Source organism: Gracilibacillus massiliensis (assembly GCF_001458115.1).
GTDB classification, from domain to species: domain Bacteria; phylum Bacillota; class Bacilli; order Bacillales; family Amphibacillaceae; genus Gracilibacillus; species Gracilibacillus massiliensis.
This window is the reverse complement of record NZ_CZRP01000011.1, coordinates 702,945-723,250: the sequence shown is the minus strand read 5'-3', so window position 1 is coordinate 723,250 and position 20,306 is coordinate 702,945. Positions and strand designations below refer to the sequence as shown.

The 20,306-nt window shown below is 35.6% G+C and carries 20 protein-coding genes; 3 read left to right on the top strand and 17 right to left on the bottom strand.

The window, feature by feature from the left end; translation table 11 throughout:
• Positions 1-100 precede the first annotated feature (100 nt).
• From codA to BN3107_RS06950, 9 genes are all read right to left on the bottom strand, one after another.
• Positions 101-1,360: a cytosine deaminase gene (gene codA, locus BN3107_RS06990; RefSeq protein WP_058306894.1), complete on the bottom strand. Its 1,260-nt coding sequence runs from the start codon at positions 1,358-1,360 to the stop codon at positions 101-103.
• A 2-nt stretch (positions 1,361-1,362) separates the two neighbouring features.
• A complete protein-coding gene (gene codB / locus BN3107_RS06985; protein ID WP_058306893.1) occupies positions 1,363-2,616 on the bottom strand; it encodes a cytosine permease in 1,254 nt (417 codons plus the stop codon).
• Between the two features lie 640 nt (positions 2,617-3,256).
• Positions 3,257-4,162: a nuclease-related domain-containing protein gene (locus tag BN3107_RS06980; RefSeq protein ID WP_148434679.1), complete on the bottom strand. Its 906-nt coding sequence runs from the start codon at positions 4,160-4,162 to the stop codon at positions 3,257-3,259.
• Between the two features lie 84 nt (positions 4,163-4,246).
• A complete protein-coding gene (locus tag BN3107_RS06975; RefSeq protein ID WP_058306892.1) occupies positions 4,247-4,912 on the bottom strand; it encodes an ATP-binding cassette domain-containing protein in 666 nt (221 codons plus the stop codon).
• Positions 4,905-5,270 carry a GntR family transcriptional regulator gene (locus BN3107_RS06970; RefSeq protein WP_058306891.1) on the bottom strand — a complete coding sequence of 122 codons (366 nt, stop codon included), beginning with the start codon at positions 5,268-5,270 and terminating at the stop codon, positions 4,905-4,907. Before BN3107_RS06970 ends, BN3107_RS06975 begins: the two co-directional genes overlap by 8 nt.
• A 2-nt stretch (positions 5,271-5,272) precedes the next feature.
• A complete protein-coding gene (locus BN3107_RS06965; RefSeq protein WP_058306890.1) occupies positions 5,273-6,007 on the bottom strand; it encodes a hypothetical protein in 735 nt (244 codons plus the stop codon).
• A 368-nt stretch (positions 6,008-6,375) separates the two neighbouring features.
• Complete coding sequence (locus BN3107_RS06960) at positions 6,376-6,555, bottom strand: hypothetical protein (protein WP_058306889.1); 180 nt, start codon at positions 6,553-6,555, stop codon at positions 6,376-6,378.
• 223 nt (positions 6,556-6,778) lie between these two features.
• Positions 6,779-7,648, bottom strand: coding sequence for a protein kinase domain-containing protein (locus tag BN3107_RS06955; RefSeq protein WP_058306888.1), 870 nt, complete (start codon positions 7,646-7,648; stop codon positions 6,779-6,781).
• 239 nt (positions 7,649-7,887) lie between these two features.
• Positions 7,888-8,169 carry a DUF2524 family protein gene (locus BN3107_RS06950; RefSeq protein ID WP_058306887.1) on the bottom strand — a complete coding sequence of 94 codons (282 nt, stop codon included), beginning with the start codon at positions 8,167-8,169 and terminating at the stop codon, positions 7,888-7,890.
• 110 nt (positions 8,170-8,279) lie between these two features.
• On the opposite strand from BN3107_RS06950, the gene BN3107_RS06945 reads away from it, so the two are divergent.
• Positions 8,280-8,834, top strand: coding sequence for a class I SAM-dependent methyltransferase (locus tag BN3107_RS06945; protein WP_058306886.1), 555 nt, complete (start codon positions 8,280-8,282; stop codon positions 8,832-8,834).
• Between the two features lie 48 nt (positions 8,835-8,882).
• Here the strand turns inward: BN3107_RS06945 and BN3107_RS06940 are convergent, their stop codons facing one another.
• Positions 8,883-9,284: a hypothetical protein gene (locus tag BN3107_RS06940; protein ID WP_058306885.1), complete on the bottom strand. Its 402-nt coding sequence runs from the start codon at positions 9,282-9,284 to the stop codon at positions 8,883-8,885.
• Between the two features lie 140 nt (positions 9,285-9,424).
• On the opposite strand from BN3107_RS06940, the gene BN3107_RS06935 reads away from it, so the two are divergent.
• Positions 9,425-10,795 (top strand): aldehyde dehydrogenase, encoded by a 1,371-nt coding sequence (locus BN3107_RS06935; protein ID WP_058306884.1) that lies wholly within the window; start codon positions 9,425-9,427, stop codon positions 10,793-10,795.
• Between the two features lie 63 nt (positions 10,796-10,858).
• On the opposite strand, the gene BN3107_RS06930 is transcribed toward BN3107_RS06935, so the two are convergent.
• Complete coding sequence (locus BN3107_RS06930) at positions 10,859-11,893, bottom strand: tetraprenyl-beta-curcumene synthase family protein (protein ID WP_058307039.1); 1,035 nt, start codon at positions 11,891-11,893, stop codon at positions 10,859-10,861.
• Positions 11,894-11,997: 104 nt separating this feature from the next.
• Between BN3107_RS06930 and BN3107_RS06925 the strand changes: the two genes are divergently transcribed.
• Complete coding sequence (locus BN3107_RS06925) at positions 11,998-12,507, top strand: gamma carbonic anhydrase (protein WP_058306883.1); 510 nt, start codon at positions 11,998-12,000, stop codon at positions 12,505-12,507.
• Positions 12,508-13,175: 668 nt separating this feature from the next.
• Here the strand turns inward: BN3107_RS06925 and asnB are convergent.
• The 6 genes from asnB to BN3107_RS06895 form a co-directional block, all read right to left on the bottom strand.
• On the bottom strand, positions 13,176-15,080 hold the full coding sequence (gene asnB / locus BN3107_RS06920; protein WP_058306882.1) for an asparagine synthase (glutamine-hydrolyzing): 1,905 nt from the start codon (positions 15,078-15,080) through the stop codon (positions 13,176-13,178).
• Positions 15,081-15,228: 148 nt separating this feature from the next.
• Complete coding sequence (gene metK, locus BN3107_RS06915; RefSeq protein WP_058306881.1) at positions 15,229-16,431, bottom strand: methionine adenosyltransferase; 1,203 nt, start codon at positions 16,429-16,431, stop codon at positions 15,229-15,231.
• A gap of 639 nt (positions 16,432-17,070) precedes the next feature.
• Positions 17,071-17,553 carry an RNA deprotection pyrophosphohydrolase gene (gene ytkD / locus BN3107_RS06910; protein ID WP_058306880.1) on the bottom strand — a complete coding sequence of 161 codons (483 nt, stop codon included), beginning with the start codon at positions 17,551-17,553 and terminating at the stop codon, positions 17,071-17,073.
• A 22-nt stretch (positions 17,554-17,575) separates the two neighbouring features.
• The gene (locus tag BN3107_RS06905) at positions 17,576-18,139 is read right to left on the bottom strand and encodes a hypothetical protein (RefSeq protein ID WP_058306879.1); all 564 of its coding nucleotides are present in this window, start codon (positions 18,137-18,139) and stop codon (positions 17,576-17,578) included.
• A gap of 86 nt (positions 18,140-18,225) precedes the next feature.
• On the bottom strand, positions 18,226-18,564 hold the full coding sequence (locus BN3107_RS06900; RefSeq protein ID WP_058306878.1) for a hypothetical protein: 339 nt from the start codon (positions 18,562-18,564) through the stop codon (positions 18,226-18,228).
• 746 nt (positions 18,565-19,310) lie between these two features.
• Complete coding sequence (locus BN3107_RS06895) at positions 19,311-20,147, bottom strand: ABC transporter ATP-binding protein (protein WP_058306877.1); 837 nt, start codon at positions 20,145-20,147, stop codon at positions 19,311-19,313.
• Positions 20,148-20,306: the final 159 nt, after the last annotated feature.

The window sequence follows — 20,306 nt, the reverse complement described above, 5'->3', positions numbered from 1 at the left end:
AGTGACGAAGTTTTTCTATTACTTAGTTCATTTGAAATTTTACCTTCGCTGAAATTTTATGATTTCCTAGCGTAAAAAATAAAAAGATAGAGCCTTGGCCCTATCTTTCAAAATCTATAAACTCTTGTTTTTCATTTATAAGTAAGGATGTTTCTTTCGGTTTTGTTCCAACTATTTTTTCACCATTCCGATAAGATGCAATCACTTCTGCTTGCTTACGAACCGCATCGTACTCATTCGTTGCATTTAAAATAATAAAATTGGCTGGCTTACCAATCTCGATGCCATATTGATCCTGAATATCTAAGGTTATCGCACTGTTACCTGTAATAAAATCAAAAGCATCGATGATTTGGTTATATCCCATTAAATGCGTCACATGAATTCCCATATGTAAGACTTGTAACATACTGCCTGTTCCTAACGGGTACCATGGATCGAAAATATCATCATGGCCGAAACAGACATTTAAACCAGCCTCAGACAATTCTTTTACACGGGTAATACCACGTCGCTTTGGATAATCGTCAAAACGGCCTTGTAAATGAATATTAACTAGTGGATTCGCAACAAAATTAATTTCAGACAAACCGAGAATTTTCATTAATTTTGATACATAGGCTCCGTTATACGAATGCATTGCTGTCGTATGACTTGCTGTTACTTTGCTACCTAAGCCTCGTTTGTATGCTTCAGCAGCTACTACTTCGACAAATCGTGATTGCTCATCATCAATTTCATCACAATGAATATCAACTAACTTGTCATACTTCTCAGCTAAATCAAAAGCAATTTTCATAGACTCCACACCGTATTCCCGAGTGAATTCAAAATGCGGAATCCCTCCAACAACATCTGCTCCAAGTTTCAATGCCTCTTCCACTAACTCTGTACCATTCGGATAAGATAAATAGCCATCTTGCGGAAAAGCTACAAGCTGAAGGTCCACATATTCTTTTAACTCATCCTTAACTTCTAACAAAGCTTTCATTGCGGTTAAAGATGGATCACAGACATCAACGTGTGTACGAACATGTTGAATACCTTGAGCGATTTGCCATTTTAATGCTTTTGTTGCTCGTTCTTTGACATCTTCTATTGTCAGAGTCTTTTTTCGTTCTGCCCAAGTTGATATACCTTCAAAAAGGGTTCCACTTTCATTCCATTTTGGCTCACCTGCTGTAAGAGTGGTGTCCAGATGACAATGTGGTTCAATAAAAGGGGCACTCACTAGTTTTCCTTCCACATCGATCGCACCTTCGACAGGCTGTGCTTGCTCGATTTTGGTGAATTTACCTTTTTCGATATAAATATTAAATAAGCCTTCTTGTTTTGGTAGTGCTGCGTTTTGAATAATCAATTCTATACCTCTTTTCCAAGTGTCAAACTTTTCTCCGTTGTAAAAACTTTTTCTGTTAAAAGTGTTAGTCCTACATATAACACAACTGCGCCGATAATTCCATTCAGAGGTGGAATTCCTGATAGATATTGTGCTGCGGCAAAGCCACCGCCCCAGGCTACAATTGCAGGCCAACGTACGGCTTGAAAGCTCATATCTTCCAATTTCGGATATTTACCTTTTTTCATAATGAAAAAGTCTGCTAACAGAATCGCTCCAATTGGTGGTAAAGCTGCACCTAAAAGGGTTAACCATCCAACAAAATTGTTATATAACCACATCGCAAAAATCGTACCTACGATGCCATTAAAGATAACGACTTTACTCTTTTTAATTTTTGTAATATTAGAAAACCCTAAACCTGAAGCATATAAGGAATTATCATTTGTCGTCCAGATATTTAACCCTAATACAATGATGGCCGGTACAACCAATCCTTGAACAAACATAACTTCGGATATATCGCCAAGACCTGTTGCAATCGAACCAACTGCCCCGAATAAAAACATTAGTGAATTTCCGATAAAAAATGCGATCAGAGTAGTGACAACTGCTGTTTTTTTCGTTTTCGCAAAACGAGCAAAGTCAGGCGTTAATGTACCACCACTGGCAAAGGATCCAACACAAATCGTCAATGCAGCTGCGAGTCCTAATGATGCCTCTGGTTCATAAGCGAATAATCCAGCTAAACCACCAAGATCATCGACTGCTATTCCGACTGATATACTTCCTAAGATCGCTATTGCCGGAACTGCGATAAAACTTAAGATCGCTAAAGCTTTCATTCCAAAAAATGCAGAGAAAGTCATAACAATCCCGGAGACGATGATCAACGTGGTCATATCGATTCCTGTTACCTTATTAACTGGTACAGCAAACATTGCTAAACCTACTCCAAACCAACCAACTTGAGTGGCTCCCAGTAAAAATGATGCTAAATAAGAACCTTTTTCTCCGAAAGCGTAGCGTGCTAATAAATGTGTGGATAAGCCTGTTTTTGCTGCAATATAAGCTAGTCCACCTGTATATAAACCTAAGATTAAGTTACCTAATAAGACCATCCAAATAAATTCTTGCATCGTTAAACCTAAACCTAACTCTCCACCTGATAGCATGCTTGCCGAGAAGAATGTAAAACCTAACATGACGACAAACATTTTCCAAAAACCATTTCTGTGTGATTTAGGTACTGCTTGTAATGAAAATTCTTTATCCATTTAAAATCTCCCCTTGTCTGTTTGACTGGCACCTGTTGAGCAAGTCACTTTATTGTAAGAACAACTGAGCTAATCGACTACTAGATTGTAAGATTACCTGTCAACATTCTGAACAATAAAAAAACTCCTTGCCCAACTGACAAGAAGTTTCAGACAAAAGGGTACAAATCGTCCATAGACGTATCCCTTCTGCAATCCGTTGTCCTTGTCAGCCTCACGGGACTGAATTAAAGGTACCAATATTTGATTGAAATTATTATCTCAAGATTGAAAGAGTTTGTCAATATTTCTTATGTTGTTTTAATTAAGAAATTTTAACAAAAGTGATCTCGTTTAAGCTTATTTCAAAGGAGTTAATACTTTTTCCACGAAACCTACTCTTGCTGCTGTTCACTTTTCATGCTATCTTCGCTTTTTCCGTGAAATTTCCTCTTGTTTCGGTCCACTTTTCATGCAATCCTTGCTTTTTCCATGAAATCTCCTCGTGCTCCTGTTCACTTTTCATGCTATCTCCGCTTTTTCCGTGAAATTCCCTCTTGTTTCGGTCCACTTTTCATGCAATCCTTGCTTTTTCCATGAAATCTCCTCGTGCCCTCTCCACTTTTCATGCTATCTCTGCTTTTTCCATAAAAAAAGAATATTATTCTATCGGTATATAATAAGCTCCCTTTGTATTTCCTTGTAAACTAAGATACTTTTTTAAAATGTAACGCATTCTTTGGTTGGATATAGGTAAATCACACCATTCCTGCATCTTCTCTATAGTTATTCGTTCTTTCGGAAAAAGCAGCGTGTATTCTTTAAGATTACGTAAAACACTATCATGAACGAATTCACGATTGCTACAAGAAGAACAAAATGTTTGCTTTCCTTTCACTACATTTAAAAATTGGCGACATGAAATACAGGGTATACCTTTTTTCAACTGATCATAATTATAATTAACGATATTAATATATGATGATTGCTTTAATTGGATGGATTCTAGCCGTTTTGCTAATTGGGGAAATTTATGATTTAAAGAAACATGTTGCTGGAATTGTTTGAAATAGCGATTTATTTGTGTAGGTAAAAGAATATTATTATTTCTGGAAGCCTGAAAAATAGTACATTCGGAATTGATGAAGACAACCTTAGATTCAAGATGATAGTGGTAGCCTAGAGACTTTAGTAATTGTCTTAAAAGTGACTCACTTCTTTTCAGTTGGATGAGAGGATCATCGATCTCCTGTCCTGTTTCCTTATACAGCTTTTCGTTTTCGTAATAGAAATCTCCAGAGTAGTTTTTCACTTCGAACATATATATGCAGTCTTTGTAAAACAATAGATGATCCAGTTGGAATATTCGGTTATTTTTAGAGAGCCAAACATCTCTGAGGACTATAGAATCGCATGATAATTCCTCAAGATAGGAGTCAAACAGAATTTCACCTTGATAACCTCGCCATAAATTTTTATAGGTAAGCAATTCTTGTTGCGTAAGGGTTTTGCGGTTTAATAAATACTCAAACAAGAGCAGTTCCGTTGGCTTTTTTCGTTTATTCAAATACATCACTCCTTTTTTACAACTATATTTTACCCTACTAAAAGTAACTTGGCTAGAAAAGGCTTCCATCTTTGAACTGAAAGCCTAATATATTTCTTGTAACCAATTTTGTAAAGAACTATTCTTTCTTATATCTTCAACTTCTTTTTGCTCAATAATCTGGCCATCTTTCAAAACGATAACCTCATCTAAAATGGCTTCGACTTCTAATAATTCGTGCGTTGTTATAATTAGCGATTGCATTTCCAGATCGATAAATTGAATAATTCCTTTTATAATTTTTTCCTTCACCATCGGATCAAGACCTGCTAGAGGTTCATCCAATACTAAAAAAGGGGCTTCTCTAGCAATTGTTACTGCAATTTTCACACGGCCTACTTGCCCTTTTGAAAGATATTTAATTTTTTCTTTGCGGTTTAAATCAAAAAAATCAATTAAACCCTCCGCTCGCTCCCGATTAAAATCGGAATATTGGGTCTGATAAAAATCGATCAACTGTGCGATCGAAAAATAATCAAAAAAATAGGATTGATCAGGACTATAGGAAATATATTGACTTGGATCTTTAGCAATATTCCTACTTCCCTGACTGGGATGTAATAATCCTGTCACTATTTTTAGCAGGGTTGTTTTTCCACTACCATTTTCACCAATAATGCCAACAATTTTCCCAGTATCAATGGCAAATGTACAATCTTTTAACACGGTTTTAAACATTCTTTTTTTACGTACATTCTCAACTTTAAGCATCTTCTTCCCCCTCCTTTAGACTTTGGAAAATTTCTGCTTTGCTAAATCCTAAAGCTTCCATATCAGAAAAAAATTGCTTGATATATCGCCTTTTAAAATCCGTTCTAACCTGTTCGATAAGCTCTTTATCTTCTGTCACAAACGTTCCTTGTCCTCTTTTTGTTATCGTTACTTCTCGTATATCTAATTCCCGATAGACTCTCTGAATCGTATTGGGATTGACACCGACATCGACTGCCAATTCCCTTACGGATGGTAATTTATCGCCAGCTTGTCTGTTGCCACTAACTATTTCCTGCATTATCTGATCGACAACTTGTAAATAGATTGGCTTATCTCGTTGAAATTGTGGCGTCATAGTCATACCTCCACTTTTGTTACAAGAAGCCAAGTTGTAAAACGATAAAAAACATACAAAATGATAAAAAACACTAGCATCATACTAACAGACAATTGATTATCTACTATAAATATTGTAAACGGGACATCAATTAGGGAACCGACTTTCACCGACCACCAATTAGCTATAAATGATAAATTTGTTATGATTATGTCAAATAGCTTTAGCAACAGATTAAATGTTACGATAAGTGCGACTAGACTTAATACAAAGCCAATTTTTTCTCTAAACCATTGATGCAGGACCCATGCAATATAAACAGCGACAGTAGAGATGATGGAGATAATCGAGATAAAAATAAATATAATCAATAATACCTTCATTGTTTCTAGTAAGGATATACTCAACCAGCCGAACCATTTAAAAAGGATAGCTAAACTTACCATCATAAAAAAGGATACTCCTGTTAACATAGCCCCGTGTAAAAATTTGATATGTATTTGTTTGACAATTTTCTGCTTCGAAAATAAAAACATCGACAATTGATGTTTTTCCATATTGAGACTAAATAATACAGTAGCTGGGGGAATTATAAAACTAAACGTCGCCAACTCCACAATATAAATTTCATCTATATTTGTGGTCCTCTGGTAAATCATGAAACCAGCTAATATAAAGAAAATAAATGCAAGAACCATTTGATACCCACTCATCATCGTCATTTCCTTTTTCCATAGACCTCGATAAATTGACATACGATCGCTCCTTGTATTAGTGTACTATCCAAATAGTACACTAATGTTTTAAAAGTTACAAATAAAAAACTACCTCTCTGATGAGTAAGTAGTTCCGATACAAAGGAGAAAATGTTAAATAACAGTAAATCGAACTCATTTCACTTCCTTTTTATGTCATCAACTCTTTAGGACACGGGTTAATAATTATGAAATTTACTCACTTAAATACATTTTTTCTTCAAATAACTCCTCCAATTCTTGTGAAAGTATATTGCCGATAGTTCAAGTGCAACATTTCACAATTTACATCAAACAGTGTAATCATAGGTAAGACAAATATTATTTGGAACAAAGAAAAAAGAAGCTAAATTGCTCCTTATTGTTTTTCAATATGCGTTTAAATCTTTAAGTTCATCTGTTTTTTCATCAATATGTTTTTCGACACTTTCAAAGTATGGTCCAAAGATAAGATTACCTTTGATACTCGAAACGTCTTCTTTTAGTTCTTGCTGTCCTTCTTTAAGTTCTTTTAATTCATTGAGAATTAATTTTAAAGTTTCCTCCATTAAAATCACATCGAATTCTTTTTCATATTATAACACGAATAAGTTAATATGAATTATTCTAATCAAATTTCTCTTCGCAATATCTGTCTAAGGTAAAATAACAAAATGAATTTAACATTCGAAAATTTAGTCATAACAAAAGAAAAGGTACAACCCTGGTGTTGAATATTCGCCCCACGTTTGTTGAAGAACAAATATATTAGTGCTTAACATTTCTCTCGGTTCAAGACTTTATTACCGATTCCCAAGCTAAAACGAACTCTTCTATTGTTGAATATCTGTCTTTTGTGTCTTTTTGAACTGCCTTCATTGCTATCTGATAAAGTTCTTGTCCCGCTTCCCACTTTGAAATTGAACGGTCAAGTTCTCCCCCTAAAAGACCAAATGCTATTGCTCCCATATTATACACATTGGTTTTTCCATCAATTTTAGCACCTAATTCAAATTCTTCTGGTGACATAAATCTCGAAGAACCCCATAGCCTCCCCATTGTATTGATGAATGGTTTTTTCTTATATAAATCAATGTCGCAAATCTTTGTTAGATTATTTCTAAAGTCATATAAAATACTCCCGTCATAGAAATCAACTGCTACATAGTTATTCCTTTCCACATGACGATGGAACTCTAATATACTCTTAAATGACTTTAAACGTCGTTCAATTGGTAATTGCTTGAATCGATAAAAAGGAGACTCAGGGTGTGTGTATTTATGCGGTGGTGGAAATGACCAGTGGGGGTGAAGACAGTCACCTTCAAACCACTCAAAGACTAATACATATCCTTTCTCGACTTCAAAATGCTCTAGCAAATTTATCAAGTGTTTATGTTGCAAGTCTTCAAAAATAAAAATTGAATTCTTTAATGTCGTTATCGCATCTTTTGGTTGTCCTGTATATTCTTTTGTTTTTGCACCAGCATACTTCACAAACTTTTTTATCCCGTCTTTTTCAATTCCGAAACATATATTTCCTGAGTCTTGTTGATCAAAAACTCTAAACACTTCTCCCATATTTGTTAGCCATTTGAAGTTATGTTTTTCTTGTAATTGAAAAGTTACGTTATCCAGACTGATAAATTGCAATTCACCCATTTAAAACCTCCATTTTATGTATAATGACATATTTTATTTCATATTGTAGAATTTCTTCCACTAACCTGCTCCGTCAATGAAGAAATTCACTTCACAACCTCTACATTTATTTTAACATAAAATTACATTTACTTACTTAGTTAATAAAAATCAACAGACCAAATCACCTACGATTTGGTCTGTTATAAATTTGCTATTTTGACTATTTCACCACTTACTTATTTCAAGAGAAAGTTTTACTATTCATATCTCGTTACATCCACTTGATCCAATATCATATCATTCAATTTTTCATTAACAACTAATTGAAACCTATGCAGTTGTTCCCGTTGTTGTGCATTGGCACTATTCATGACTCGATCAATACTCTGAGATAACTTTTCCAATTCTAAATGGGCATTTGTATAGTCTTCATTTAGTGTAAACTGACTACGATTGGACATATCTAATTGCTCTTCTGCTTGTTGAATAATATGTTGACCTTCGATAAGTAAGTTTTCGATCGAATCTCTAGTGGTCATAATCATCACCTCATGCTTAGTGTGAAACAAGCAAAGAAATTCATACACATTCGCATAATAATTTGCTAAAATAAATTTTGATTATAAGCTATTTAAGGAGTCCTACTAAAATGAAATCAATTATTGCTTTTTCTCATCAATTATTAAAAGATATCATTCAAAATGGTGATGTGGTCATAGATGCAACCTGTGGGAATGGAAATGATACGGCCTTTTTAAGTAGATTAGTTGGAAAAACCGGAAAAGTATACGCCTTTGATATTCAAAAACAGGCAATTGAAAAGACGCAAGTATTATTAGAAAAAAATAATATAGAAAATGTCGAATTGATCCATGCTGGCCATGAACAAGTTTCGCATTATATACAGGATCAGACGATAACAGGTGCGATATTTAATTTAGGCTATTTACCACACGGTGATCCTTCGATCATTACTGTGCCGGAAACAACGATTCATGCAATTTCATCAATGTTAGCTTTACTAAAAAAACGCGGACGAATTGTGATCGGCATTTATCATGGTCATTTAGGCGGGACAACAGAGAAAAATGAAGTATTAGCTTATTGTGAGCAGTTAGATCAAAAAAAATATCAAGTATTGCAATATCAATTTATTAATCAAACCAATAAGCCGCCTTTTATTGTGGCAATTGAAAAGAAATAATGATCAGATCTACAGGTTGTTACTTACTGGCAAGCTAAATTCACCTGTCTATCCCTCTACCATTGCCTGATAAACGAGTATTTCACCATCTTTTTCTACTAAAACTGTAAATGGTGCAGCATCTTTTTCGTATTCTTGTCCTTCTTTTATATATACTGCTGTTCTCTTTGGCAAGATCGTAGCGAAGTAATCAAGATAAAACCATTTCCGCTTTGTTTGTTTTCTTATTTCGCCTATTTTATCACCTAATAGATATTCTTGCTCTTTTATCCACTCATTATCTGTCACATTAGAGTAAATTAAACCATCTATCTGTATAATATCAGCGTCTGAATTAGCTTTTAGTATATCTCTTGCAGTTGGATTACCGATCGCACTGGAATTTGCCGACGCGATTAGTACAATGACCAAACATACAATGGACGAAAAGATAAATAGCTTTACTTTCATAGTTCGCTCTCTCCTGTAGATTAGTTAATCTCTATAATGTAGACGTATATCTATCCTAAAAGTTACAATACTCCTATTTAGACTGAATCATTTATTAATGATAAGCTAAATACATAACTTTTATGGGAGGATGACATGTGATGAGCAATGTTACTTCAACACTTACCATGCAGAAAGCTTACTTCGCTACTGGAACAACAAAAGATATCTCGTTTCGTAAACAAGCATTAATAAAGTTAAGAAAAGCGATCCAAAAAAACGAAAAAGAGATTATCGCTGCTCTTCATCAAGATTTAAACAAATCAGAGACAGAGGCTTTCACAACGGAAATCGGGATCTTATATAGTGAAATTGATTTTAACCTCAAACACATAGATGGATGGGCAAAAAAGAAAAAAGTCAAAACAGCGGTGACACATGCTGGCTCCAGTAGCTATATTTATCCCGAACCTTATGGTGTAGCTTTGATTATCGCACCATGGAATTATCCTTTCCATCTTGCGATTGCACCATTGATTGGAGCAATTGCTGCAGGCAACTGTGCCGTCATTAAACCTTCTGAATTAACACCAGCTACCTCTTCACTACTAAATCAATTAATAGCGAAAAATTTTGCAGAAGAATATATAACAGTAATCGAAGGTGCAGTTGAAACAAGTCAATCACTGTTAGCAGAAAACTTTAATTATATCTTTTTCACCGGGAGTGTGCCAGTCGGAAAAATCGTCATGGAAGCAGCAGCGAAACATCTTACCCCAGTTACATTAGAGCTTGGTGGTAAAAGTCCAGCGATCGTTGACAAAGATGCCAATCTAACATTAGCAGCTAAGCGTATTGCCTGGGGGAAATTTACGAATGCAGGACAAACCTGTGTAGCACCTGATTATTTATATGTGCACAGTGATATAAAAGCAAGCTTTCTCTCAGCGCTTAAACAAGAGATTCAGACCATGTACGGGGAACACCCTATAGAGAATAAGGATTTTGTTAAGATTGTGAATGAAAAACATTTTGACAGATTATCACCGTTTTTAGCAAATGGCGATACAATATTAGGTGGTAAAAAAGATCGACAACAATTAAAAATAGAGCCTACCCTGCTTACTAACATTAATTGGGAAGATCCTGTTATGAAAGACGAAATTTTCGGACCAATTTTACCAATCTTAGAATATCAAAATATAGAAGAAGTCATATCAGGTATTCAAAATCATCCTAATCCATTGGCATTTTACTTTTTCTCTGAAAATGATCGTTTAGCAGAAAAGATGATTGAAGAAGTTTCTTTCGGTGGCGGGTGTATTAATGATACCTTATATCACTTGGCCTCTCCCTATTTACCTTTTGGTGGTATTGGAAACAGTGGGATGGGTGCCTATCACGGCAAAGAAAGCTTTCTTACTTTTTCTCACCAAAAAAGTTTACTTAAACAAACAACCAAGTTTGATATTCCTTTCCGTTATCCACATGTTAAAAATGGTTTGAAATTAATGAAAAGATTTTTGAAGTAAATAAAAGCCCCCGATCGAATCATGATTTAGATTTGATCGGGGACTTTTATTGTTTTTTACGACTTAATAACGACCGGCTAATCGATTGTATACCTTGATATTCCAATGGAAAAATTGCGATTTTCGACCACTTGCTTTAATCAATCTTTTAACAGTCGATTGAAATTGACGCATTTTTCGCACTTTAGGATCGGCCAAATATAATCCGATTAAGCCATGTTGAATCATTTCATGGAATTTTTTATTCGGTAACGTTTGGACATGCTTATTCGTTTGCTCGACAAAATAAAGGAGTCGCTTTTCTAATTCTAGTTCGTCTTGATAATAGTTACAGAAATTCAAGTCGCCTTCTGCTTCATCCTCATCTTGATCAATAAAGTAATCCAGCATAATATGTAAGCCCTGTAAGAAAGGGAAATAGCTCTCGAATACGTTATCTGCTAGTTCGATAGTCATCTGATTATTTAAGCCATAGGAAACCATGCAAAAAACACCTAATGTCGAACCAGTACAAGCAGAAAATTCATACCATTCAAGCATCGGCCATTGCCGTTGATGCTCCTTAAACCATTTTTCTAATCTTGGTATCCGTTCACTATGTGTGACATGTTTATGTACTTGTAAATCACTATACAAGTTTTCTAATTGAATCATATGTTTTTGGAAAAGGGAGTAATTCGGAATATCACGAAGCACGTCTTGACATGTTCGGACTAAGTCTGTTAAATATCCTTCATCTGCTTGTTCTTCCCGATATTGATAATAGTTTTTCACTCCAGTTTCAGGCGTTAACGCATCCTCCATTGATTGATGAAGCATTCTAAAATCAGTCGGATCTAATGAGGTACTGCGGTCACATAAATTATCCAAATAGTCACTAATAGTCTGATAGGCAACAATGAAACGAATTGCCTTCTTCCATTCCTCACCTGCTAACAGACTATAGACACCGCCACCTTGACAGTGAAATTTTTTATCTTGAATACTAGCTAAAGCTTGAGTACGTAATTCTTCGTTCGTAATCTTTGATGCGCGTTCTTTCCAATAATTCAGCTCTAACTTCACTTGTGGAAATATTTTTTGGTATACATTTTTCATTAAAAATGGTGCATTTGTTGGGATTTGTAGTGTCACCTTTTTTCCCTCACTTTATATTTCTTATGGTATCATAAAGATAACTAGATACTAGGAGGTTAACATAGATGATATATGATTATAAAGGAAAAACCCCTGCGATTGATCAAGCTGCTTATATAGCACCAGATACTGTGATCACAGGTGATGTCGAAATTGGTGCCTACAGTAGTGTCTGGTTTAAAACAGTGATTCGTGGTGATGTCGCTCCCGTAAAAATTGGTGCTTACTCAAATATTCAAGATTTATCACTTTTACATCAAAGTCCTGATTTACCATTAATCGTTGAAGATAATGTTACGGTAGGACATCAAGTAACACTTCATTCAGCCATCATCCGCAAAAATGCCTTGGTTGGCATGGGTTCCATTATTTTAGACGGAGCAGAAGTTGGCGAAGGTGCTTTCGTTGGCGCAGGAAGCCTAGTACCTCCAGGGAAAAAAATTCCGCCACACACACTTGCTTTCGGTCGCCCTGCAAAAGTAGTTCGGGATTTAACAGAAGAAGATGTAGCAGAAATGAAACGAATCCAACAAGACTATGTTGATAAAGGGCAAGCATACAAAGCGAAATTATGATCGGTGGGGCAATACACCCACCGATCATAAGCGACAAACTCACCCTATTTTTTAAAATTTAAAGTTAAAGTGTTAGTGAATATAAGCAGGGTTATACGACATAACTTTGGTAGCAATTTTGATAAGGTATATGTGCGTGATAACCGCTCCGGCTTGCCCACTCCCCTTTCCATGGGGGTTTTCCTTCAGCTAACTTTTCCAAGCAAAAACCGCATGGAAAAGTGGAGCTTCAGAAAAAACGAGTCCCATAGGAGTTGGAGTGGCCGCCTACGCTCAATGAGATTCTACAATTTTTGCAAATGCTTTTATTTGGGATTATTTCTAAAATATTTACCACAAAAGATTGTGATTATAGCAAAAATGCACTCTCTTGCTTTAGTTGTAGAGTATAAAAAAAGCGCAGGCGTCCGCTTCCACTCCTGCGGGAAGTTTTTATCCGAAGATCCACTTTTTAAGCGCACTTTGCTTAAAAAGTTAGCTGAGGAGAAAAGCCCGCGGAAAGGGAAGTGGATAAGCCGGAGCGATTGCAAGGCACACATAACATCTCATAATTATCACTCCAATAGTGTCGCATAATCCTTCTTTTATTCATCAAACGACTTTTATTTCATACCAACTCACATCGCTACCATCGCTTTTTCTAATATATAACGAAAAAAGCAAGCTTGTTAGGAAACCTGTACAAGCTTACTTTCTGTTTTGTCTTCTGCTTGAAGTTCTGTAATATCAAATTTATCTTCCACGTATATTTGATGCCATAGCATAAACATCAGAACGGTCCATAACTTTCGACTGTTATCCCTTTTATCCATACAATGATCCTCTAATAGATCAAAAATTACCTCTTTATCCAATATATGCTCAGTTTGACTTTCTTGAATTAAGTTCAATGCCCAACTGTATAATTCATTTTTCAGCCAATGACGTATGGGAACAGGAAATCCCAGTTTTTTTCGATCCAAAACATGATCAGGTACAATTCCCCGTGCTGCTTGGCGTAGAATGTCTTTGGTAGTTCCATTTGCGATTTTTTTATTTACCGGAATTTCTCTTGCTAGCTGAAACACCTCTTTATCTAAAAACGGAACACGCAATTCTAAAGAATGTGCCATCGTCATTTTATCCGCTTTTAATAAAATGTCACCACGAAGCCATGTCTGTATATCGATATATTGCATTTGATGAACAGCAGGCTCATTTCCTATCTGATCATAAAACGGTGCTGTTACATTTTGATAGCGATAATCCTGATGATACTTCTTTAATAAACTATTTTTCTCTGTTTCTTCAAACATTTTCGCATTTCCGATATACCGCTGCCTTAATGGTGTAGTTCCTCTAGTTAGAAAACTTTTTCCTTTGACACCTTCTGGTAAGATATTTGCTATCTGTGCTAATAAATTCTTGACCAATGTTGGTATCGATTCAAAAACGCGTAATGAATCTGGTTCATGATAAATATTATAGCCACCGAATAACTCATCTGCGCCTTCACCTGATAGTACAACTGTGACATGCTTTTTTGCTTCTTTTGCAACAAAATATAGGGGTACACATGCAGGGTCTGCAAGGGGATCATCTAAATGCCAGATGATTTTTGGTAGCTTTTCCACATATTCTTCTGGAGAAATAATATAAGAATAGTTTTCAACCCCTAATTTATTTGCTGTTTCTTTTGCTACATCTATTTCTGAATAGCCTTCTTGTTCAAATCCGACAGAAAATGTTTTGATATTTGGGTGGTACTGTTTGGCTAATGCTACAATTAGGGATGAATCAATCCCACCTGACAAAAAGGAACCGACAGCTACATCGCTACGCATATGCATTTGAACTGATTGATCTAATGTAGCTTTAATTTTATCTACCCACTGATGATCCGTATATTCTTTCGTTTGAAAGCTTGGCTCAAAATAACGAACACATGTTATAGGATTATTTTGTTGTTTAATAAAGTAAGTGCCTGGTTCTAATCGATTGACTTCTTGATTCATTGTTATCGGCTCTGGTACATATTGAAAAGTGAAATAATGTTGTAAACCTTGTTGGTTTATTTGTTCAAACTTAGATAATAAGCTTTTCTTTTCCGATGCAAAATAGGTGCCTTTTTCTGTTTCTTTATAATAAAATGGCTTAATCCCAAAAGGATCTCTGGCACCGTATAAACATTGAGCATGCTTATCCCAAATTAAAATGGAAAACATGCCGCGGAGTTGCTTAAAACAATCGACACCTTGTTTAGAAAACAGAGCAATAATCACCTCTGTATCAGATTCCGTCGCAAAATCGATCCCCTCTTGTTGTAAACTTTCTCTTAATTCAATATAATTATAAATCTCCCCATTAAACACTATCCAATAACGCTCGTCTTCATAAGCAAATGGCTGGTTGCCCTTATCTATATCTATAATACTTAGTCTTCTAAAACCAAGGATGATATCCTCATCTTCAAAACAACCTTGGTCATCAGGTCCTCTGTGGTCGATGATGCTAAGACGGTTTTCGAATTCCTGTCGCTCTGAAACCTCTAACATTTGTTTTTTTGCTTTTAATAGTCCAATAAAACCGCACATCAAATTTCCTCTTTTCTATTCCAATATTGTTATTCGCTTATTTGACGATATTTTGTTCTGATTGTTTCACTTTTTTAAAATTTTTGACAAAAAAAAGCCAAGTACTTCGTAAGTACTTGGCTTTTGTATTACTTATTTCATTCCTGTTTTACGCTTTTGACAAGAAATTTTTTAATTCATCCACTTTATCCGTGTTTTCCCAAGGGAAGTTGGCATCAGTACGACCAAAGTGTCCATATGCCGCCGTATTGCGATAAATTGGTCTTCTTAAATCTAACATTTTAATAATCCCCGCTGGACGCAGATCAAAGTTAGCTCTCACTGCATTTACTAATTCTTCTTCTGAATATTTTCCAGTACCGAACGTATTAATAGAAATGGAAACAGGTTGTGCGACACCAATCGCATATGCAAATTGCACTTCACATGCCTCTGCTAATCCTGCAGCAACAATGTTCTTTGCTACATATCGCGCTGCATATGCTGCAGATCGATCCACTTTTGTTGCATCTTTACCACTAAATGCACCACCACCATGACGCGCATAGCCACCATAAGTATCCACAATAATTTTTCGACCTGTTAGACCAGCATCCCCTTGTGGACCACCAATTACAAATCGACCAGTTGGATTAATAAAATATTTCGTCTCCGCATCTAACAATTCTGTGGGAACCACTGGCTTAATAACATGCTCTTTTAGATCTTCTTGAATTTGTTCTAACGTAATATCTTGATGGTGTTGAGTAGAAATTACGATCGTATCGATTCGCACAGGTTTATCATTTTCATCATACTCTACTGTTACTTGTGTTTTACCATCGGGGCGCAAATATGCTAAGGTTTTATTGTTTCTTACATCAGATAATTGCTTAGCTAATTTATGTGCTAGACTAATCGGCAGTGGCATTAATTCTGGTGTTTCGTTATTGGCATAACCAAACATAAGGCCCTGATCACCAGCACCAATTGCTTCAATTTCGTCATCAGTCATTTGTCCTTCTCTTGCTTCTAATGCTTGATCAACACCACCAGCAATGTCCGCTGATTGTTCATCAATAGCAGTTAATACACCACAAGTTTCTGCATCAAACCCATATTTTGCTCTCGTATATCCAATTTCTTTGATTGTATTTCGAACGATTTTTGGAATATCTACATATGTAGAAGTTGTGATTTCTCCAGACACCAGTACTAATCCTGTTGTAACTGTTGTCTCACAAGCAACTCTTGCATTAGGATCTTTTGATAATATTTCATCTAATATCGCATCAGAAATTTGATCACATATTTTATCTGGATGTCCTTCTGTAACAGATTCTGATGTAAATAAACGTCTATTTTTAGCCATGTTTTAAAATCCTCCCTATTTGTTTCTACCAAGACTTTCCACACTGTATTTTAATGATAGAAAACGGGACCTCTTCTAACTCGTCTGCCTATCTGAGTGTTTAAAGTCCTTACTTATATTTTATTTGTTTAAATTTCTACATGTTCCACTATACAACGTTTCACAAAAAAATGCACGAATCAAATTAACATATTAATCCGATCTAAATACTTTGAATTGATTATAGATTTTATCGTATCGAATTGTTTAATGAAAGTCAATTTATTGATATTAAAAAAGCGCAGAGCACCCGTTAGAAACGTAGCGACTTCTGAATCACTGAGAAAAACGAACCGATGATGACTTTCACCTGAAGGCATAAGTGCGACTAAGCCTCTGGTTTCACCAATCGGCAAGTCTTCTTTTATCGTAGGGTGAGTCGTGAAGCCGCCTAGTTTCTGGGTGCTTGGAGCTAGACGCCTGCGAATTTTTATACTGTCTTTCCTAATAAGAAAAACTCGGCATTCGCCTCGTTTTTTAACGAGTCCCGAAGTTTTTCTTATACTTTATACACATGATTTTTTCTTCGTCGAACTACTTCATTGCTAAAACTTTATGCATTTCTAACGTATAACGAAAAATAAATAGCTAACCCGTAGATTAGCTATACATTAATTCAGCTTTATTCTTAATATAATCTAAACTATATGTTAATACATCATCTTTCATCATAAAACTATAAGACTTATTTGTTTTTATATTTTTGGGTAATATTTCTAATAAAACAGGTCCATCAGTTTCATAATAATCATTTTTTTCTTGAAGCGTTTTTACAGTTGCGAAGTATATATTTTTTGCAAGTTGTTCTCTTTTACCCCAGACAAAGTATTGTCCCAAATATGTAAGTTGTTCTACCTCGCCTCCAGTCTCTTCTAATACTTCTCGAATGGCTGCTTGATTTGGGCTCTCATTTTTTTCTACCTTTCCGCCTGGAAATTCTAATCCGCGATTTTTATGTCTGGTCAATAGCCACTTTTTTTTGTATCTACAGATTACCCAGACATGCTTTGGATACGACTCAAACGGTTGACTATCAAAAGCTAATTGCACTTTGTTGTTATAGTAATCATAAAAAGTTTTCATACTCCTATACTACCTTTTATTTTTACTCATGGCTAATATTTACTATCTTCCAGGTTTCATCGATTTTTTCGAATGTGAGGACAATTGTATATTTTCCATGTAGTGCATTTTCATTTGTTTGTGTCACAGTTATTTTTCCATCTTTTTGTTCCTTCTCATATTCAGCATCCTTTACAAACCATGCTGGTGTTTCAGTTGGAACAATATATAGTCCATCTTCTTTTTCTTTATAATAAAAATCAATGTATGGTTGTACTACTTCTTGTTTAACGTAAGGATCAAATACTTTTATAAGTTCTTGTTTTGTATCAAATTGTTCTACTTTATAATGATCGTCAATATCCTGTACTAATAGTTCCATAAACTTATCAGTTAAAGTTACAATTTGCTCATGTGATAGATTTGCCTCTTTTTGCGTCATCTGTTTAATATCATCCATCTTAAGTGACTTTAGTTCATTGCTTTTGGTAGCATGTGCTTTCGGTGTCTCCTGTGCCTGTGCCTGATCCATTTGTGGTTGATTAACCACCATCATTGCGAATGCAAAAAGGGCTATAACTGTTACCGTCGTGATGATTTTTTTCATGATTTCTACCTCCTATTGTCCCTTTACCTATCTATTCCTTTTTTATGTTTTCTTAAACACATATTTATAAAATTAGACGTATTTACCTATTCATTTGTTTCATTATTCCTCATTTTTTCTTGTCCAATATTTGATTCTTCCATTGCTACCTTGGTTTCTGGACTAGCTAATTGATAGATCATTTGAAACGCGTCTTGTAGGTCTCTATCGTATTCATCATTGTCACGATCATCATGATATTGGACAAAAGGGATATGAGCCCTAACATAGGTGCCGAAGTCATCGTCATGAATTTCACTGAATTTTTCTCTCAACATAAATACTTCTTCATCTGTCGCCTCAATCGTAAATTCCGTATTTGCTCCATAAGGAATCTGAGAAATTTCCTGTGATCCTATATTGACATAGTATGTTCTTTTTTCCATATTCACTCACCTCTTCACACATATTGTATGTAAAACAAGTCGAAACATGCATCGTTATCCTTCCGAAAAAAATCAAAACATTCCTATGCCATGCACATAAGAAAGATTAAGCGACATAACTATTGTGGTAATTATGAGATGTTATATGTGCTTTGCAATCGCTCCGGCTTGCCCGCTTCCCTTTCCGCGGGTTTTTCTCCTCAGCTAACTTTTTAAGCAAAGTGCGCTTTAAAAGTGGATCTTCGGATAAAAACATCCCGCAGGAGTGGAAGCAGACGCCTGCGCTTGTGTATGCTCTGCAACCTAAGCAAGAATAATTATGATGGCTTTATTCACTGTCTTTAGGATACTCTTTAATTTTTTAATGCCTTAAGCAATTATTTTGTAAAAACCCAAACTGTTAGCATTTGTAATCGTTGTAGAGTCTCACTGAGCGTAGGCGTCCACTTCGACTCCTAGGGGATCAGCGCGATCTGAAGATCCACTTTTGTAAAGTGAACTTCTTTACAAAAGTTAGCTGAAGACGCGCCCCCTGGAAAGCGAAGTGGGCAAGCCGGAGCGGTTACCTCAAACATATAACCTTTCATAATTACCACAAGAGTTATGTCGCATTGTCCTGCTTATGTGACGCTGTATTTATTATTATTGGAGAATTATATAAGTTCTTTGATGTTATCGTGACAAGGGTGATTTTTTGCTCAGGTATACAAAAAACCCTGTATTCTTTATCGAATACAGGGTTTTTCTTAACTGGTTAATTGTTGTTGTTTTGACTCTTCTACGGCTTCTTTAATGAGACATCGGCCTCTGCCGTGTGGGATACACATCGGGGTACCGAACATTGGATCATACATCACATCTGCCTTCATTTGGAAGACATCGTGGACAAGACCACAGCTGATAATTTCTTCCGGTTTACCTTGTGCATATACTTTCTTATCTTTTATGGCTACGATATGATGCGCATAGCGACAAGCTAAATTTAAATCATGTAATACCATCACAATTGTGCTTCCACGTCGTTCATTTAATTCAAATAGTAAATCAAGGATTTCTATTTGATGTGTCATATCCAAATAGGTGGTTGGTTCGTCTAATAGTATTGTGTCTGTCCCTTGCGCTAACGTCATCGCAATCCATGCTCGCTGACGCTGGCCACCTGATAAAGAATCAACCGCACGATCTTTTAACGCGGTCATATTGGTTGCATCTAATGCTTCATTAACAGCTTTTTCGTCATCTGTAGACCACCGTTTAAACATTGTTTTATAGGGATGTCTACCTTGCTTTACTAAATCTTCTACTGTTAAACCTTCTGGGCTAATTGGGCTTTGAGGTAAAATGGCTAATTGTTTAGCTACATCCTTTGTCGGAACTTTTGCAATATCTTCGCCATTTAATACGACATCACCTTGTTTCGGCTTCAATAACCGCGCCAAGGAACGTAATAATGTGGACTTTCCACAACCATTTCCGCCAATAAATACAGTAATTTCACCTTTTGGAATCGTAATATCTAGATCATCTATAATTATCTCATCGCCATAACCTAGCGTTAAATCTTTCGTTACTAGTGTTTCCATTAGGAACCTCTCCCTTATGTGCGCTATGTAAAAGCTGGGCATTGTTTATCTTTTATTCAAACTATTTCTCTTCTTCTAGTTTATTAGCTTTTATCAAGAAAGTCAATGAGTTTGATAATCCTTCTCAATTATTTACTATATTTTAACACTTTTCTTTTT

What these genes read in the sequence shown, in the direction of transcription:
- asnB (WP_058306882.1), bottom strand. Translation starts at nt 15,080, where the DNA reads ATGTGCGGTTTTATTGGACTATTAAAAGCAAAAAAACAAATGTTAGAG.
- metK (WP_058306881.1), bottom strand. Translation starts at nt 16,431, where the DNA reads ATGGCTAAAAATAGACGTTTATTTACATCAGAATCTGTTACAGAAGGA.
- BN3107_RS06925 (WP_058306883.1), top strand. Translation starts at nt 11,998, where the DNA reads ATGATATATGATTATAAAGGAAAAACCCCTGCGATTGATCAAGCTGCT.
- BN3107_RS06970 (WP_058306891.1), bottom strand. Translation starts at nt 5,270, where the DNA reads ATGACGCCACAATTTCAACGAGATAAGCCAATCTATTTACAAGTTGTC.
- BN3107_RS06945 (WP_058306886.1), top strand. Translation starts at nt 8,280, where the DNA reads ATGAAATCAATTATTGCTTTTTCTCATCAATTATTAAAAGATATCATT.
- BN3107_RS06900 (WP_058306878.1), bottom strand. Translation starts at nt 18,564, where the DNA reads ATGGAAAAAAGAACATACTATGTCAATATAGGATCACAGGAAATTTCT.
- BN3107_RS06960 (WP_058306889.1), bottom strand. Translation starts at nt 6,555, where the DNA reads ATGGAGGAAACTTTAAAATTAATTCTCAATGAATTAAAAGAACTTAAA.
- BN3107_RS06975 (WP_058306892.1), bottom strand. Translation starts at nt 4,912, where the DNA reads ATGCTTAAAGTTGAGAATGTACGTAAAAAAAGAATGTTTAAAACCGTG.
- BN3107_RS06965 (WP_058306890.1), bottom strand. Translation starts at nt 6,007, where the DNA reads ATGTCAATTTATCGAGGTCTATGGAAAAAGGAAATGACGATGATGAGT.
- BN3107_RS06930 (WP_058307039.1), bottom strand. Translation starts at nt 11,893, where the DNA reads ATGAAAAATGTATACCAAAAAATATTTCCACAAGTGAAGTTAGAGCTG.
- ytkD (WP_058306880.1), bottom strand. Translation starts at nt 17,553, where the DNA reads ATGAAAACTTTTTATGATTACTATAACAACAAAGTGCAATTAGCTTTT.
- BN3107_RS06905 (WP_058306879.1), bottom strand. Translation starts at nt 18,139, where the DNA reads ATGAAAAAAATCATCACGACGGTAACAGTTATAGCCCTTTTTGCATTC.
- BN3107_RS06935 (WP_058306884.1), top strand. Translation starts at nt 9,425, where the DNA reads ATGAGCAATGTTACTTCAACACTTACCATGCAGAAAGCTTACTTCGCT.
- codB (WP_058306893.1), bottom strand. Translation starts at nt 2,616, where the DNA reads ATGGATAAAGAATTTTCATTACAAGCAGTACCTAAATCACACAGAAAT.
- BN3107_RS06950 (WP_058306887.1), bottom strand. Translation starts at nt 8,169, where the DNA reads ATGACCACTAGAGATTCGATCGAAAACTTACTTATCGAAGGTCAACAT.
- BN3107_RS06955 (WP_058306888.1), bottom strand. Translation starts at nt 7,648, where the DNA reads ATGGGTGAATTGCAATTTATCAGTCTGGATAACGTAACTTTTCAATTA.
- BN3107_RS06940 (WP_058306885.1), bottom strand. Translation starts at nt 9,284, where the DNA reads ATGAAAGTAAAGCTATTTATCTTTTCGTCCATTGTATGTTTGGTCATT.
- BN3107_RS06895 (WP_058306877.1), bottom strand. Translation starts at nt 20,147, where the DNA reads ATGGAAACACTAGTAACGAAAGATTTAACGCTAGGTTATGGCGATGAG.